The sequence below is a fragment of the Bacillus sp. ES1-5 genome, from assembly GCF_022487605.1.
Lineage (GTDB): Bacteria > Bacillota > Bacilli > Bacillales > Bacillaceae_G > Bacillus_A > Bacillus_A wiedmannii.
This window is the reverse complement of sequence record NZ_JAKVPU010000001.1, coordinates 336,741-352,514: the sequence shown is the minus strand read 5'-3', so window position 1 is coordinate 352,514 and position 15,774 is coordinate 336,741. Positions and strand designations below refer to the sequence as shown.

Genomic DNA, 15,774 nt, shown 5'->3' with positions numbered 1-15,774 from the left:
AGCGGATCATATGTCATATATCGAATTCAAACCAACATTAAAGAAAGTGAATCTTAAACCTGATGGGAAGAAAGAAATCGTTTTGGAGGTAACGGATTCATCATTACGCGGTAAGTTGGATGTACTTTCAGAAATGATTGATACAAAGGTATTTATCTCACTGGAATCCATGCAGGTTAATTTCAATGTTACTGTAAATGCGAAAACGAACGAACCACTAACACAGTATGAAGTTGATGATAAAGGTGTTGTGAAAGAAGTAAAGGCATCGTTTGAACAATTAGAAGCTGATTTCGATATTCCCGAAGAGAAAATTTCAACTCGTGAAGAGAAAGAGCAAGCAGATCGTGAAATTGTAGATGCGTTTATCATTAGTGGCCTTGCTCCAGGTTTAGATGATTTACCACATGATTTTGCTTACATCGTAAAACGAAAACTCGAAGGAGAGTCATATCTAAAGTTAGCAAATGAGCTGAAAATTTCTAACGTGAAGCTGATTGAAATGATAGATGATTACCGCGCTCGTATCGCACCAATGGCAATTAAATGGCACGAATGGAAAGAGAAACAGCCAGATGTAGCAGAGCAGCCAAAAGCAGAAGAGAAACCGAAGGAAGAAACAGAGACAGATGAACCAGTTGTAACGGAAGAAGAGCAGGTGCAAAGAAAAGAATTGGAATCTTCTGAAGAAAATGAAGTCACTGATGAGGAGAAGCCTTTCAATGAAAAATTAGAAGACTAATAAATACAGGTTGGTAGTATGGCAATTTCGTTGTACTACCTGCCTTTCAATCTCATATGGGGTGATGGATTGAACAAAACTGAAAAACGTAAGGTCCGACTTAGGATTTTAAATATACAAGATGGTCACTGTAAAGCGTGTAAAACTGTTCCGAAATCAATTGGAAATAATTATGCAATAGCGCGTTGGTGTTCAGAGAACTGTGAAATCGGTAAAAGTCTAAAAAGCTTAGGTGAGAGCCTACTCGAGGGGAGAACGGAACATATGGCTGAACAAAAAAACTGGGATCAATTATGTGCAACAGCGAATAAGTTACGCGAGGCAGATTCAGTGAAGTGGACTTGGGTAAAAATCGCTAGTTATCTTGGGGTAAGTGAAAAGAACTTGTATTACCATATTTCTAAAAGGCGCGAAGCAAACGGAACGCCTGTTAAGCGTGTAGGCACAACAAAGAATCTACAGAACATAAAACCATCACCACAACCTCAAAACGTTCAGAATACGGAATCTAAACCGCCAAAATTAAATTCTATAGTGGCTAAACATACCGACAAAATAGAAACGCTAGATGATTCTTGGAAAGAGCGATTAAATGACATTCTGGATGAAAAAGATGTACTTCAAAAAGTACTAAGTGAAGTATCGAAACTGTATAAGGACTTAAAAGGTATAAAAGAAAAACTTGCGCAAGATCTGATCGCAGAAACGAAAGCACGCATGGAAGGGGAAGATGTACTTAAATTCATGCAAGACCAGCTACAATCTCGTGAAGAAGATTACAGCACATTGTTAAACGAATTTAATGCGATTACGGAAAAGAATCATGAATTAGAGCATGACCTACGAAAAATGCATATCATTTTACGCGCCGCAGAAGAGACAGCTGCGAAAGAACGTGAGCATCGACTTGAGTTACAAGGTAGATCACAAGCGCTCGGTATGGCGCTCAAGGCAGTCTTGTAGGTGGATGGTATGAAACTGACAAAGGAAGAACGAAAAGAGCTCACATACCAAATTGGTGACATTATCGAACAGAAATGTAGACGTTGTTTTTACAATCGTACATCCAACGAATGTTTTAGTGTTAATGAATGTAAGGCATGCCCGACTGGTCAAGATTTACGCCAGTTGGGTAGATATTTCGATACACAACCGAAAAAGAACGGCGGACCTAGAAAGAGAGCGCCAATTGGATTAACCCCTGAAATTGTAAGAGGTTTGAATGTACAAGGTATTCCGGATACGGAAATCAGCATTATGTATGAACGCAGTTTTACTTACGTTGGAAAGCTCAAGAAGAAGTGGGAACGTGAAGGGAAATGGACGGGGCCTACTAATATGAGAGAAATTAAAAGGGGTGGAGCGAATGCCTGAAGTAGTTGATGTGAAAGCCATGTCGGATGATGAGTTTGTGAAGGAATATAAAAAGCTAGTTTATAAGTTTGTGTGGAGAAAGTACGGAGCGGTTTTGGAATCAATAAAAACTACTACTGGTTTAGATGTAGAGGATCTTATTCAAAGTGGCATGATTGGTTTACTTAAAGCGAGAAGAGACTTTAACCCTGCATACGGATGCAAATTTTCAACATTAGCGATTCCTAAAATATATGGAGAAACTACAAGGGCAATTATAGATAATCAAAAGATTAAGGTAACACGAGATATATTTTATTTAAAAGGCAGAATCCAAAGGGGAGGGTTAACAGAGGATAAACCAGAGGATATTAGCCAGCAATTAGGCGTATCTGTCGAGGATGTAGAAGTAGCTATGAAATATCAGCAAATTCCAAGTTATTTAAGTGAAGTAATGTATTCTTCAGGTGGAGAGAACGCAGAAATTACACTTGAGTCAAAACTTGTTGATGAAAGCTCAATACGTAAAACAGAAGAGATTGAAGAAAAGATGGTAATACATTCTTTTAAAAACACGCTACCAGATAGAGAGTTAATGATCTGGGATATGTATTCAAATCATATGTCACAAGAAAGTATTGGTGAACGTGTAGGGGTTACTCAGACTCAAATTAGTCGCATATTAAAACGAATCAAGGGAAGAGCTGCAGCTTTTGGGAGAGAGCAAGGGGTGGCAAAGTAGTACCAATTTTGAATTTTATTAGAAAATTGGACTAAAAGTATCATCACTGAAATAAAAAAGCCCTGCACACAGGGCATCTAAAAGATACCTTAGCAATAACGACGATTAGGGGGACGTATTAGCTAAGGTATCTGGATGGATGGCTGCATACTAAGTATGCAATCAAGAGCATTGTTGAATGTATTGGGATATTCAACACGTTTAGAATAACACGAAATTTCTGTTAACTCATCCGGTAAATTTATCCTGAAAATATTCGGTAGGATTTTTAGGTCTAAAATATGTTCATAAATTATAACAAAAGCGTTATTTGTAAAAGGTCATATGTTTTTTATCCTCTTTATAGTACTCTAAGCGGTTTTGCAAAGTACCAGTGTGGAATTCAAACTTATGGCCATCCGGGTCTGTAAAGTAAAGAGATCTTTGGTCTCTCGCGTCTCTTTCTCGGCCATGTAAAATATTAACTTCATTTTGAATTAATATTTCTTTTAAATGATCTAATTCTTCATTTGTTACAGTAAAAGCTATATGTGTATAAGATTGCTTAATTTCATTTCTTGGTATATCTTCTTCAACATTTAAAGCAATCCATAATCCATTTAAATCAAAATACGCTAATTTTCTACCTGTTACTAATAATTTTGCTTGAAGTATCTTTTGATAGAATTCAATAGATTTTTCCAAGTTTGAAACAGAAAAACAAATATGATTAATACCTTGTAGCATACGAAGCTCTCCTTATAATTAAATGATTTTTAATATTTTTATATAAAGATTATATAAGTTTAAGGGCGATTTATAAAGAATTACTACAAAATTCTTATTTGAAAAGAGTTCAGCCCCTAACGGTGCGCGTCTAGGGGCTGTGATTAACGAACTCTGAGAAAAATTACATGAGTTTGATTAGTGAATATAACAATCGATCTCTCCCATTATAACACTAGGATAATCAAATGAGCAACTTAATATTTATATATATTAATATAGGTGAAGAAAGATGAGCGGTATAACAAATTTAGAATGCCCTCAGTGTGGGAATAAGTTATGGAAGTATGATCACGGAGAAACAATCAATTTAGAGTGCGACTTATTGGAATGTGAAAAGAGCACACAGCAAATGTGTACTCATAACAATCTAAATTATTTTAAGGACCATGATATATCATCAAGGGCTTTATAAATATAACTATACATGCGGTAAAAGAGATACTTTGGATTGTATTTTTGTTTCCAGTTCATAATAATCACCTCTCATACAAATAGTTTAAGTATATTATACAATTGTTAATTTGAATGTTAAGAAAATTTGATGAGAATTAAGGTAAATTTAAACAAAGTCCTTATTTAAAAACAAAAAGCCCCTAGAGTTAGGGCTCTAGGGGCTTCTTATTTTGGTATTCTCACATGGTTCTTCAAAAAGAATAGAACATACTGAAGATAACATGTGAATGTTTCATAAATGTATCGAAAAAGTGAACAAAAAGTAATTTTGTAAATCAAGGTAGTCAGCACAGTTTACTAACGACTTGTAAAAAAAGAAGCCCCGCAGAAAATGTTAAAGGGCTTCATAAATATGGGCGCATATGGTGATTTTTAATATGAAAAGAGAGCCAGGGGGCCCTCTTTAATAGTTATTGGATTTGCTAGAAAAACGAAAATCTTCAGATATATTAATGCATTAAAAATTTTGTGAACATGAAGTGCATGGTCCACCAGTAGGTTGGAATACAACATTATCAACAAAAGCTGTTGCGCCTTCTCCACCCGTAGCTAAGTTTTGGAAACTAATACATGCTGTAGTTACATCAGCAGGTATACACACAACAAGGGTATAATGTTGGAAGCCAGCTTGTTGTTGATTTGCAACAGGTACAATGTGCGGAATGTTTAATGGTCCAAGTGTTGTAGGGTTAGGAGGACATCCTTGACCAAGTTCTGGAAACGATACAGAAGCAACAAGGATTGCTCCATCTCTTATATCCCCAGCAAAAGAAAGGGTAAAGCAACAACCTTCGCCCACATCAACAGATTGGGTCATAATTCCACCAGGTCCAATAGAAACAGCTAAAGCACTCAAGGATCCATTTGGAAGAAAACGACCGCTGTGCGCATTTGGAAATCCTACTTCTGAAACATTTCCCGTTACAATCCATCCTGGAACTGGAGTACCTGGTGTTGCAGGTTCATCAAATCCAGGGTTATCAAGAACATTCGTACATGGGCAACATGCCGTAGCAGCTGGTCCCGTAGGTCCTGTAACTCCTGTAGCCCCGGTTGGTCCAGTCGGCCCGGTTGGTCCAGTCGGCCCAGTTGGCCCAGTTGGTCCGGTCGGCCCAGTTGGCCCAGTTGGTCCAGTTGGTCCAGTCGGCCCGGTTGGCCCAACTTGAGGTGGGGGTACCGGGGGGAGAAAACACTCACATGGAATATGAAATTTCTTTTTAAATTCACTCATTTTTACACCATCCTTATCATTCACCCACTTACACACTACAACTTATGAATTGGTTAACAAACAAGTATAAGAAAAAGGCCCTTGAAAATTAAAATAAATAAAAAAATAAGCCCTTATGCCACAAATATAAACCCATTCCATAATATATAAGGAACATGGGTTCACTTCAAAAAGCTTTTAATATATATAAGGGAATCCGCTTCCTAAATCAACATCGTTGAACCTGTTGCTCCTGTTGCTTCTGTTGGTAAAGTGAATGACGGAAAATAGGTGAACGTGTTGAGCCAATTAAACTTGATTCAACAGCAGCTCCACGGAAAACAATATTTCCTTCATTCATAACCTCACCTTCTATGATTGCTCGTCATAGGAGGTGAAGAAAATGAAAAATAAATCAAGAAGTTGGAAAGCGATTATATAAAAGCGCAAGAATCATTAAGAAAAATTATAGAGCATATTGAAAGTGAGAAGTGAGGTGAAAGGAAAATACAAGAAGATTTGTACGATAATGGTGGTTGAATGATATACGATGGTGAATGGGTTGAAGTGGACAAGCGGTTGTATTTTATAAATTAAACAAAAATTTCATTTTGTAGAAAATTACCAAAATAAAACGAGCACTTATGCTAAAGTGCTCGCTTGAAAAACATTCTGTGTATTAGGGTTATATTTATGAATTATGAACCAATGAATGTCTGTAAAGTAAGGTTCAAGATAGTTTATTCATTTTAAAGTAAATGGGTACCTGTACTGTAAAAAAGAGCAGCTAGCAAAAGCTAACGGCTCATATAAGGAAATCGGAGAAAGATAATCATGTGTCTACAGTATTGACGAAATATTGAGTTTTATTCAGGGGATAGGGATAATTGAATAAGTTTAGGCTGTTCCAACTTGGTTTTGGTCTGCAACATCAGCATCAAATGTATTTGTAGCACTAACACCATTAAAAGTATTTACAACAAACCCAACATTGGAAGCGCCAGATCCGTTATAAGCTTTCGTATTTTCTTTCGGAGATACGTTATAAAAATCCCCTAAGTTGAAAGCACCATTACTGTTTTGAACGACGAGATTTCCAACAACAGAAGGCATAGTACGCACCCGCTTTCTTAGAAAGTATTTAAATTAGCATATGGTGTATTCGTCTAGAGGCTCATTTGGATCTAAGTTTTCGAAACTATTGTTCGTGAAGATTCTAATAAAATAATTCATTTAGAAAGAGGTGAGAAGAATGAAAGCTAACATAAAGCTTTTAGGTGATGATGGGATGTTTGGAATGGAGTTTAAGGAGAGAACGATTCGTGTTTATAGCACAGAAGGCAATGTGATGGAATTACTTTCAACAAAAGAACAGGTTCAAGAGGCTATCGATTTTCTTGAAGAATGTAAAAAGGAAATGAAGTAAAAGTTCAACAGAGTAGATCGAACGGAGGGGAACCGTATCATATGAATCAATTGTCATTTTTTGAAGACATCGATGAAAAGGAGATGCGAAGACTTGTGGTGAAGGAGCTGAAAAACTACAAAGCATTGTGCGTCCGGATGAAGAATCAAGAAGAACAGGCTCAAGCTGGGGGTGTTGTTCTTTTTCCTAAAATGAAAGGTGACGATAAGAATCATGAGATACGTTTTAAACAAATTGAACGGACGTTAAAACATGCACTTGATGAAGATCAGCGACAGATTATTGAGTTAAAGTATTTAGGGAATGAGAAAGTGAAAGATTCCTATGTTTATAACGAGTTGATGATGCGACGTGATAATTTTTATGAGAATAAAAAAAGTGCTATTTGGTTGATAGCTACTGCTTTAGGGATTATTTAGTTTTTTGTATGTTTTGATAATCTATATTATTCTAGAAAAGGTGTATATTTTGCAACTTTGCCCCTTGTCTTAAGACAAGGCCTTTCTTTATTGAAGACAAAAGGTGCTTATTGTATAAAATGAAATGTTGTTAAGATTAGTAAGTTTCATAGGATATATTGTATAGTAATTTTAAATAGAAAATGAAGGGTGAGTGGAATTGATGGAAGAGCACTCTTGTCATCATTGGCTTGATTATGATCCAGGTGAACCGCAATATTATAATTTTGAAGCAAATGTAGTTGCAGCTGGTTCTAAAATAGCTGATGTTTATGAACAATTCTCCAATGCTAGAATGTCATTAGAATATATGGAATGTAAAAATTTTGGGGATTTAATTTCAAAAACAGATGAATTACATTTAACTATGTTGAGAAGTAGATTTCTTAAAGAAGCACTGGCTTATTATAATTATTGTATTGATTTATCATGGCAAGTTTTATGGTATTTTTATGGGGAAAATGATTTAGGACTGATAATCGACGAAAATCGTTTTTTTAACTCAGCAAGTAAATGTAATTTTGAAGAACTTACTTATAAATTAACACTAGCAAAAGAATTTAAAATCAGAGAAAGACTCAAAAGCTTTTTTAATAGTAATTTAACTAGAGAAATACGTGACATGTATAATTACTTGAAACATAGAGGTAGTACATATACAGAAGGTCTTGGCGTACAATATGAACATTTAGCTGTTTCTGTGGGTTATGAAAATCCAGATGGAAGTGTAAATGAAATCAAGCACAGAATGTTAACAAGAAGAACTTTGGATATATCAAGTTGGCAAGAAAAACTAAAAGAATTCGACAAGACATTTTACCATTACTTTGAGGAATTAATAAAATATATAATGCCAATAGGTTATTTGGATAATAGTTATCATATGTTTGCACCTTACTATTATGATAAAAAAATTAGAAGTTATATCGAAAGTAGATAATGATTTTTTACCGACAAAAAGGGGACGTTTTTGAGGATTTTTCAAAACAGAATCTATATTACGCTATACCTATACAGTTCTTTGAAAAAAGAATAGTGTGGGGATAACGTATCTATGCGCTCATAACCAATGATCATAGCCCCTTTATCAAAACGTTACTCGGTCGGAGTGGACGGAGAATGAAAAGACCAATTAAACTTAATATATTCAGCCGCGGTGCATTGGTATCGTGGCTTTTGTGTTTCTTATTGAGCCTGGTAAAGTTGCTGGGTTGATTGGTTACGGGAATTATTGTATTATAATATCACGCTTTATAAATGGTAACAGGAGTACGGAGGACGTTTTCATGACCAGAGGTATATACAGAAGAAATAAATTTTTTATGCAAAGTACTGCTATTCTTACAGTAGTAACGATAGTTGCTGTATTATCAAATGTATATAGTGATATAGAGAAATTGCAAAAATTACTCACTGTAATTTTTCAACAAGGAACAACTGTAGTTATTGCTTTAATAGCAATAACAGTTGCATGTATCTCGTATCAAAGTAGTCAAAAAAGACAAGAGAACAAAGATATTTATTTGAATTATTTAGCTTTAATGTTTATATTGATAATTTTTATGCTAGTAGGTTCTATATTTCAATACTTACCGGAAACGAATAAAATATATTTATTAGTTTTTGTTATGTATTCATTATTGGGATTACTCTTAATTACAACTGCGTTGGTAGAGACTTATAGAATTATTAAAAAAACATTTGAATGAATTCTATAGAAAAGCATCCAATTGGATGCTTTTTCTTTTGCGCAAAACAAACTCGAACGTGAGGTGGAATGGCTTTTGTAATTCTTATTGAGCCTGGTATTTTTATAGCTGACTCAATAAGAATTATAAGTACTTTCCTTTAATAATTATTAAATAATATATAATGATTCTAAAATTCATTATAATTATGTGTATCAAAAACGATGAAGGATGGGAGAAAATATGGACATGAAATCAATTGTGGACTTAGTTAGTGATCCTAGATTTGTAGTTGGTGTTCTTTCTTTAGGAGGCGTTATATTTACTGTGGTTAAGACGGCTCAAAACGTGAATAATACTAATAACTTAAAAAAAGAGCTAGAAGAACAAACTAATAAACTAAAAAAAGAACTGGCAGATCAAACTAATAAAATCACAAAAGAATTAGGTGAGAAAAACCTTAAAGCTTTAGAGCAAAGAAGGTATATAGATACCATTAGTACTGAGAGAGTAAAATGGATAAATACCATGAGGGATAGATTTAGTGAGTGTGTTAAGCTTATTTACACGCAAATGACTGAATTTAGCAGGTGGAAGAAAAGGGGTTTTGATAATAGTGATGAAAGTGTTCGAGAGGAATTAAGGAATCGAGCGATTGAACTTACGTACGTAAATAATCAAATAGTATTATTGTTAAATACAACAGAACCTATCTCCGCAAAAATAACGATTCTGCAAAATAAAATTTTGAATCATTTAAAATCAAAGGATAACATTCCTGATTTTGAATATAAAAATTGGTCAGTATTAACGCAAGACTTAGTTTATTTGCATCAAGTGGTACTCAAAGCAGAATGGAAAAGAGTAAAAAAAGAGAACAAAAAAGGTGAAGAGATTAGTGATGAAGAGATGAATTATATATACACTGAGGTAGCTAAAAAGTTAAATAATAAAAGGTATAATAAATATTTTGGTCAATCAGAAAGTTAGAGTGCTTTTTCTTTGCACAAAACAAAAAAACGCGAAGGAAGAGATTATCTTTCTACGCGTTTTTTTGTTTATGAATTCAGCTCTCTTTTGGCAGTGCCTAAAGGATAATAGAGATAAGACAATTTGTGTTCAATAAAATCAGAGGGGAATCCCAAATCTATTAATATTAAAGCATTAATTAAAGCACTTAATCTAATATTGGCTAGATATAATTTAAAATCAATAAAAATATTACTTTCTTCGGTTTGAGGATGTGTCATTTTATTTCTTGTTTCTTTTACTTTATTCATAAACCCTTTCATATCTTTTTTACTTTTAAAAATCCCTTTGAAAATAGGTTCGTCAATTGAATTAGCAATCTCAATTAGTCTCTTTTTAAAAGGGTACTCATAGGCATAAGAAATAGAATTTTGCATATTTTTCTTTAATTCTTGCAGTTTATCATCAGTTATCATTTCTTCTAGATAAGATATAACTACATTTTTAATTGGATTATAGTCCGTAGGATTGCAAAAAGTACTATCTGTAAATTTTAATCGATGATAGCCTTCAAGAATACGTGTATAATTAAGAAATTTCCATTCGTCATAAATGCCATGAAACTTTGTATTTATGTATAGATTATATAAAGGTTCTAATTCGTCATAAAGGAGGTACCATTTATTCAAATAATGAGCTAAATCATTCTCTATATCAGGGAATGTTATGCTCTTATATGTATCGAGGTCTTTTTCTTCTTTAAATTCTTTTTGTGTAAAGAAGACTTTAAATTTATTATTTTGAACCTCAGGTGTATCTTCAATTTTAAAAGATAGGTCTTTTAAGAATTGTTCTTTCCCAGTGAAAAGAGAAATTAAACTTAAGAGATTGTATATTTTCTTTAAGAACCAGTAATAGTTTTGGCTTGAATTTGATATTAATTCTAATAAAGCTTTATATTCCATATCTACTTTTTTATAATCGTTTGTATCGAAAGCAAAGTGGGAACTAGTTGCAAAAGTACAGTCTATACTAGGGACATCCCATTTTTTTCTTTCTGGGTGCTTAAATGAAGTGCTAGCACCTTCCAAGATCCCCTTCTCATTATGTTCAAATTTATGGGTAAATGCTGATGTATTCATGAAACTTTCTAAATAAGTACTGTTAAAAGAAACTTTTTGAAACATTAGCTCTTCAACAGAAGAAAAATATCCACCAACAATCATGAATTTAAACTTATATGTTTGACTGTGGAATCCTGAATTGTTAATTCTATTAGATGTTCGATGAATATTAAATAAACAAACTGATTCTCCAGACCATGTTACGCCATGTAAAGTATCAAAATCGACTTTTGAACGAAGACCAAGTGGATCAGCTTCACTTTGGGTTAAACTACCTAGTAAATTAAGAGATGCATCTTGTGGGGAAAACGAAAGTGTTCCCTGTACTTTATGATTTGGGTTGTTTGGGGCAAACCAAAATCCATCTACCTCAAATTCATCGACCATTGTTTGCTTTGCTAATTTAATAGTTTTCATAAAAATATCAATCATCCTTTCTAAAGATTATTATATATGATTTGTGAACTATTTACGGACACGTTTTGGTTTTTAACATGATATATTTGTATTGTGAGAAGTGGCGAAAAACACAACTCATTATGTTGTTTCTAAATTTCTAAACGGTTAATAACGACGCCACATAATATCCGAAACCAGTTGATGGTAATGATTGAATGATACCGTTATTAAGGGGAGTTTTTGCTCTTCTTCCAGTTACTTAATAAAGTTCAAATGGATTGAGGCGGTGCGAATAGGTAATTGGAAGAAGAATAGAACTTCATTTACCGTAATTGAAATGAAAAGTAATATAAAATAAAAAAGCATCTAAATGGGTGCTTTTTTATTTTGTAGGATTTTCCACTTTTTCGTTGAATAGATTATTTGGAAAGGAATGATATAAATGAGAGAATTTACAACCACGGCAAGGCCGAATAATATTTTTTATGGAGACATTTTCAAAATCCATGATCAAGGGTGTTTAATTTTTGGAAATGGGAAGAGCCAAGCATCTCGAATAGCCTCTAATTCTCAAGTAAATGAAGATGCAGAAGTTGCTCTTGATTTTGCTTGTTTAACAAGAGAGGCTAACCAGTTATTTGGACATTGTGAATTTGATATTCGTGCACCTCACATGGAAGACCCAATAAATAAGAGAGTTAAATTAGATTATTTTATTCGCATGTTGAATGAAACAGAAACAGAAAAGGTATTTCAGAATGAAGAATTTGGAATCATCAACGTGAAGTATGATGAGTTTGTGCAGGTATCAACGTTTAATATTACTTTCGTAGCGCCGAGTTTTATTCCAAAATCAACAGGATTCCTAGAAACTGAAACGAATCATCGAAAGAGAATTGAAAAGTTTATTGATTTAACAAATGGTACTGATATAGCAGGATTTTTATTAGTTCCATGGACAGAAAAAGTCGAACAAAAAGCAGAGTTAATAGAAAAGTATATCTTAGAAAACATAGGATAATAAAAGCGCCCATTCGGGTGCTTTTATTTTGGAGGAGGAAGATTTATATGACGGCATATCATGCGCCGATTAGTAAAGGGAAAGTTGATAACCATACGGCTGTTTGGGTAAAGGGTTATTCCATTGATAATCCAACGATGGGGACTGAGATGAAAAGTCAGTTCAATCTTGAACTGACTTTTATGAGTAATGATTATTCACCAAATAAGTACAAGGTGTTTTTGGAAGAATTTCAAAAATTCTTAGGTGAACGTGGGTACTTGAGTGGTGAACATAACTAAGATAATCCTATATAGTCTTTTGTAACTTTCACAGCCACAGCTGATAGTACATTTAAAGGAACACTAGATAACTTTTGAGTAAGTGTTTTTGTTGTAGACCAAACTTTTGAGTCTCTAATAGTATTTAGGAATTCATGGCCTGAGAAGGTTATTGATGAGACTCCTAAATAATATATTTCATCTCCATCAAATTGGTGGGCACCGTTTAAATAGCCGGCTTCGATAAGTTTTAAAATTGCATATGTAGATTCGTTTTCTCCGTACGTGTTAAAAGTTTTAAACTCTTTTAATTGATGAAGATGGATATGCTGACCGAGTGTCAATTTTTCTTCTAGTTCCAAAAGAATGGAACGAATACAATCTTGATTTAATTTCATATTATCACCTCCTTATAGGCTATAAATTCGACAAAAAAGAAGGTAATCCTACAAATTAAATCGCAGGAAAATAATTGATGATAAACTTATTTAAATAATATCGATAAGAAGTGGAAGTGTAATCTTAATCTCTAATGAGGTATACGATAACACAACTTGAAGAGGAAAATTGGTTATCTAGAGGTGATTAGATGGCAAAGGAATACGCAAAAAAATTTTACAAATCTATATCTTGGAAGAAGTGTAGATCGGCGTACATTGCTATAACAATAGATGGTATGTGTGAACATTGCAAAGATGTGCCAGGATACATTGTTGACCACATCATTGAGATTACACCACAGAATATAGATAATCCAGATATCACATTGAATCATGAGAACCTACAATATTTATGTTTACCTTGTCATAATTCTAAGACGTTTGGTGAAGCTGCATTGATTAGAGAAGATGTAATGTTTGATGAAAATGGTGATTTGATTAGGAGGGAATTAGATGAAAAGTAATGGCGAACTGTTAACTAAAGAACAAGTAGCAAAAAAAGAATCAGGAACAGAAAGTACCATCCCCCCTTTCTAAAAATAAATAAAAGGCTCATAGGGAAACCGATGATGGAGCTTCAAAAAATAAATTGGTCATTTCGCGTGACCCCCTACCCAAAAACGAATAAAGTGAGGTGTTATCGATGGCGATAAAGAAAGAATTAACTAAAGAAGAACGAGTTAAAAGGGAAGTAAACAGACTTAAACGGATTTATAAAGAGATGCCAAAAGATACCCTCATGGTTGTAGAGGGGTTAATTGTTGAAGCGGCAGATTTACGAGTACGGTTAGAAGATATCCGAAAAGATCTGGATGAGAATGGTTACGATGAAATGTTCTCGCAATCAGAGAATCAAGAACCATATGAAAGGGAAAGACCAGCAGCAAGAAGATATATAGCTATGAATAAAAGTTATCAAACGATTATGAAGCAGTTGGGTGATTACATACCTAAAAAACCAATTGAAAGTAAGGAGAAGGATGATGGGTTTGATGACTTCGTGATGAATAAATGAGGATACAATATCCTTTGTCTTATAACCCCATCATTGAATATTACAGCCTTATTGAATCAGGAAAAGAAATTGTTAGTGAAAAAGTCCGTAGAATATATAAGAAATTAGTAAGTGATATTGGTGATAAAGAAAGTGTATATGAATACGACTCAAAGAAAGCGAACCATGCCATTGAATTCATCGAAAACTTTTGTAAGCACTCAAAGGGAAAATGGGGCGGAAAGCCAATTGTTTTAGAAGTATGGCAAAAGGCATTTATTGCAGCGGCATTTGGCTTTGTACATGGAATAAATGGCACAAGAAAATACAGAGAAGTATTACTTGTAGTTGCTCGTAAAAACGGAAAATCTACTGTTGGTTCAGGGATTGGATTGTATTTGCAAATAGCAGATGGGGAACCAGGTTCGGAAGTCTATGCGGTAGCAACTAAGAAAGACCAAGCAAAATTAGTTTGGTTAGAATCAAAGCGAATGGTAAAGAAGTCACCAGCACTATTAAAGCGTATTAAACCTTTAGTATCTGAAATGGTTTCTGAATGGAATGATAGTACATTTAAACCACTTGGTTCTGATAGTGAAACTTTAGATGGACTTAACGTACATGGTGCTATGATGGATGAAATTCATGCATGGAAAGATAAAAATTTATATGATGTTATTGTGGATGGTACGTCTTCACGAGAACAGCCAATGATATTTATGATTACAACAGCAGGAACTGTCCGAGAGTCAGTGTATGATATGAAGTATGAAGAAGCAGAAATGTTGTTAAATGGACTTGATGATCCAGATGGATATAAAGATGATCGTTTTTTACCTATAATCTATGAGCTGGATAAACGAGAGGAATGGACTGATCCATCAAAGTGGAAGAAAGCCAATCCTGGGCTTGGCACGATTAAAAAAGTAGACCAACTTGAAACAAAGGTAAACAAGGCAAACGCAAATTCTTTGCTAGTAAAAAACTTACTAACAAAAGATTTTAATATAAGAGAAACATCAACAGAGGCATGGCTGACTTTTGAACAATTAAATAATATTGCTAATTATGAAATTGCAGAATTAAAACCTAAATACGGTATTTGTGGAGTCGATTTAAGTAGCACAACTGACTTAACTTCTGCTTGTGTAATTTTTAAAGTTCCTAATGACGAGATAATTTATGCTAAACATATGTATTGGTTGCCAGAGGATTTATTAGAACAGAGAACCAATGAAGATAAAATCCCGTACTCAACATGGAGAGATATGGAGCTATTGAGAACTACACCTGGTAACTCGATACATTATAAATTTATTGTAGATTGGTTAGTGGAATTGAGAGAAGAACATGGGCTGTACTTACCTTGGATAGGGTACGATAGTTGGTCGGCAAAATATTTTGTTGAAGACTTAAAAAATGAATTTGGATCGGAAGCGACTATTCCTGTAATTCAAGGAAAACGAACTTTGTCCGCCCCAATGAGAAAGCTTGGGGCAGATTTGGAATCTAAAATCGTCAATTACGACAACAATCCTATTACCAAGTGGTGCCTTTCAAATACAGCTATAGAAATAGATAAAAACTTGAATATACAACCCTGTAAAACTAGTAATCAGAGACGAAGAATTGATGGCACCGCCGCCCTATTAAACGCCTATGTAATATTACAAGATAAATGGAACGATTATCATAACATGATATAATATACATAGGAACCATGTTGG

19 protein-coding genes and 1 pseudogene are annotated in these 15,774 nt (G+C 34.1%); 15 read left to right on the top strand and 5 right to left on the bottom strand.

The window, feature by feature from the left end; translation table 11 throughout:
* Positions 1-10: 10 nt before the first annotated feature.
* The 5 genes and pseudogenes from MKO96_RS01930 (at position 11) to MKO96_RS01910 (ending at position 2,837) form a co-directional block, all read left to right on the top strand.
* Positions 11-742, top strand: a complete 732-nt coding sequence (locus MKO96_RS01930; protein ID WP_240586487.1) for a 2-methylcitrate dehydratase — start codon at positions 11-13, stop codon at positions 740-742.
* An 18-nt stretch (positions 743-760) separates the two neighbouring features.
* A pseudogene (locus MKO96_RS01925) lies at positions 761-973 on the top strand (hypothetical protein); the annotation flags it as partial.
* Between the two features lie 33 nt (positions 974-1,006).
* Complete coding sequence (locus MKO96_RS01920; RefSeq protein WP_240587370.1) at positions 1,007-1,705, top strand: hypothetical protein; 699 nt, start codon at positions 1,007-1,009, stop codon at positions 1,703-1,705.
* Positions 1,706-1,714: 9 nt separating this feature from the next.
* Positions 1,715-2,116, top strand: coding sequence for a hypothetical protein (locus MKO96_RS01915; RefSeq protein WP_240586486.1), 402 nt, complete (start codon positions 1,715-1,717; stop codon positions 2,114-2,116).
* On the top strand, positions 2,109-2,837 hold the full coding sequence (locus MKO96_RS01910) for a sigma-70 family RNA polymerase sigma factor (protein WP_240586485.1): 729 nt from the start codon (positions 2,109-2,111) through the stop codon (positions 2,835-2,837). Before MKO96_RS01915 ends, MKO96_RS01910 begins: the two co-directional genes overlap by 8 nt.
* A 306-nt stretch (positions 2,838-3,143) precedes the next feature.
* Here the strand turns inward: MKO96_RS01910 and fosB are convergent, their stop codons facing one another.
* The 3 genes from fosB to gerPF all read right to left on the bottom strand — a co-directional run bounded on the left by fosB (position 3,144) and on the right by gerPF (position 6,381).
* Positions 3,144-3,563 carry a FosB/FosD family fosfomycin resistance bacillithiol transferase gene (gene fosB / locus MKO96_RS01905; protein ID WP_240586484.1) on the bottom strand — a complete coding sequence of 140 codons (420 nt, stop codon included), beginning with the start codon at positions 3,561-3,563 and terminating at the stop codon, positions 3,144-3,146.
* Between the two features lie 952 nt (positions 3,564-4,515).
* Positions 4,516-5,289 (bottom strand): collagen-like protein, encoded by a 774-nt coding sequence (locus tag MKO96_RS01900; RefSeq protein ID WP_240586483.1) that lies wholly within the window; start codon positions 5,287-5,289, stop codon positions 4,516-4,518.
* A gap of 876 nt (positions 5,290-6,165) precedes the next feature.
* Positions 6,166-6,381 carry a spore germination protein GerPF gene (gerPF, locus tag MKO96_RS01895; protein WP_053513850.1) on the bottom strand — a complete coding sequence of 72 codons (216 nt, stop codon included), beginning with the start codon at positions 6,379-6,381 and terminating at the stop codon, positions 6,166-6,168.
* A gap of 139 nt (positions 6,382-6,520) precedes the next feature.
* Between gerPF and MKO96_RS01890 the strand changes: the two genes are divergently transcribed.
* The 5 genes from MKO96_RS01890 (at position 6,521) to MKO96_RS01870 (ending at position 9,830) form a co-directional block, all read left to right on the top strand.
* Positions 6,521-6,694, top strand: coding sequence for a hypothetical protein (locus MKO96_RS01890; RefSeq protein ID WP_240586482.1), 174 nt, complete (start codon positions 6,521-6,523; stop codon positions 6,692-6,694).
* Positions 6,695-6,735: 41 nt separating this feature from the next.
* Positions 6,736-7,113: an ArpU family phage packaging/lysis transcriptional regulator gene (locus tag MKO96_RS01885; RefSeq protein WP_240586481.1), complete on the top strand. Its 378-nt coding sequence runs from the start codon at positions 6,736-6,738 to the stop codon at positions 7,111-7,113.
* Positions 7,114-7,312: 199 nt separating this feature from the next.
* Entirely contained in the window at positions 7,313-8,092 is a 780-nt protein-coding gene (locus tag MKO96_RS01880; protein WP_240586480.1) for a hypothetical protein, read from the top strand.
* A gap of 382 nt (positions 8,093-8,474) precedes the next feature.
* Positions 8,475-8,861 (top strand): hypothetical protein, encoded by a 387-nt coding sequence (locus tag MKO96_RS01875; RefSeq protein ID WP_240586479.1) that lies wholly within the window; start codon positions 8,475-8,477, stop codon positions 8,859-8,861.
* 228 nt (positions 8,862-9,089) lie between these two features.
* Positions 9,090-9,830 (top strand): hypothetical protein, encoded by a 741-nt coding sequence (locus tag MKO96_RS01870; protein WP_240586478.1) that lies wholly within the window; start codon positions 9,090-9,092, stop codon positions 9,828-9,830.
* A 68-nt stretch (positions 9,831-9,898) separates the two neighbouring features.
* Here the strand turns inward: MKO96_RS01870 and MKO96_RS01865 are convergent, their stop codons facing one another.
* Complete coding sequence (locus tag MKO96_RS01865; RefSeq protein WP_240586477.1) at positions 9,899-11,350, bottom strand: ApeA N-terminal domain 1-containing protein; 1,452 nt, start codon at positions 11,348-11,350, stop codon at positions 9,899-9,901.
* Between the two features lie 424 nt (positions 11,351-11,774).
* Between MKO96_RS01865 and MKO96_RS01860 the strand changes: the two genes are divergently transcribed.
* Together MKO96_RS01860 and MKO96_RS01855 are read left to right on the top strand one after the other, a co-directional pair.
* A complete protein-coding gene (locus tag MKO96_RS01860) occupies positions 11,775-12,353 on the top strand; it encodes a hypothetical protein (protein ID WP_240586476.1) in 579 nt (192 codons plus the stop codon).
* Between the two features lie 47 nt (positions 12,354-12,400).
* Positions 12,401-12,634, top strand: coding sequence for a hypothetical protein (locus MKO96_RS01855; protein ID WP_098871531.1), 234 nt, complete (start codon positions 12,401-12,403; stop codon positions 12,632-12,634).
* On the opposite strand, the gene MKO96_RS01850 is transcribed toward MKO96_RS01855, so the two are convergent.
* Positions 12,631-13,011, bottom strand: coding sequence for a DUF2513 domain-containing protein (locus tag MKO96_RS01850; protein WP_240586475.1), 381 nt, complete (start codon positions 13,009-13,011; stop codon positions 12,631-12,633). The genes MKO96_RS01855 and MKO96_RS01850 overlap by 4 nt on opposite strands.
* Before the next feature lie 191 nt (positions 13,012-13,202).
* On the opposite strand from MKO96_RS01850, the gene MKO96_RS01845 reads away from it, so the two are divergent.
* The 3 genes from MKO96_RS01845 (at position 13,203) to MKO96_RS01835 (ending at position 15,753) form a co-directional block, all read left to right on the top strand.
* Positions 13,203-13,517, top strand: coding sequence for an HNH endonuclease (locus MKO96_RS01845; protein WP_240586474.1), 315 nt, complete (start codon positions 13,203-13,205; stop codon positions 13,515-13,517).
* Between the two features lie 179 nt (positions 13,518-13,696).
* A complete protein-coding gene (locus tag MKO96_RS01840) occupies positions 13,697-14,068 on the top strand; it encodes a hypothetical protein (RefSeq protein WP_240586473.1) in 372 nt (123 codons plus the stop codon).
* Positions 14,065-15,753: a terminase large subunit gene (locus MKO96_RS01835; protein WP_240586472.1), complete on the top strand. Its 1,689-nt coding sequence runs from the start codon at positions 14,065-14,067 to the stop codon at positions 15,751-15,753. The genes MKO96_RS01840 and MKO96_RS01835 overlap by 4 nt, the downstream gene beginning before the upstream one ends.
* The last annotated feature ends 21 nt before the right edge of the window (positions 15,754-15,774 follow it).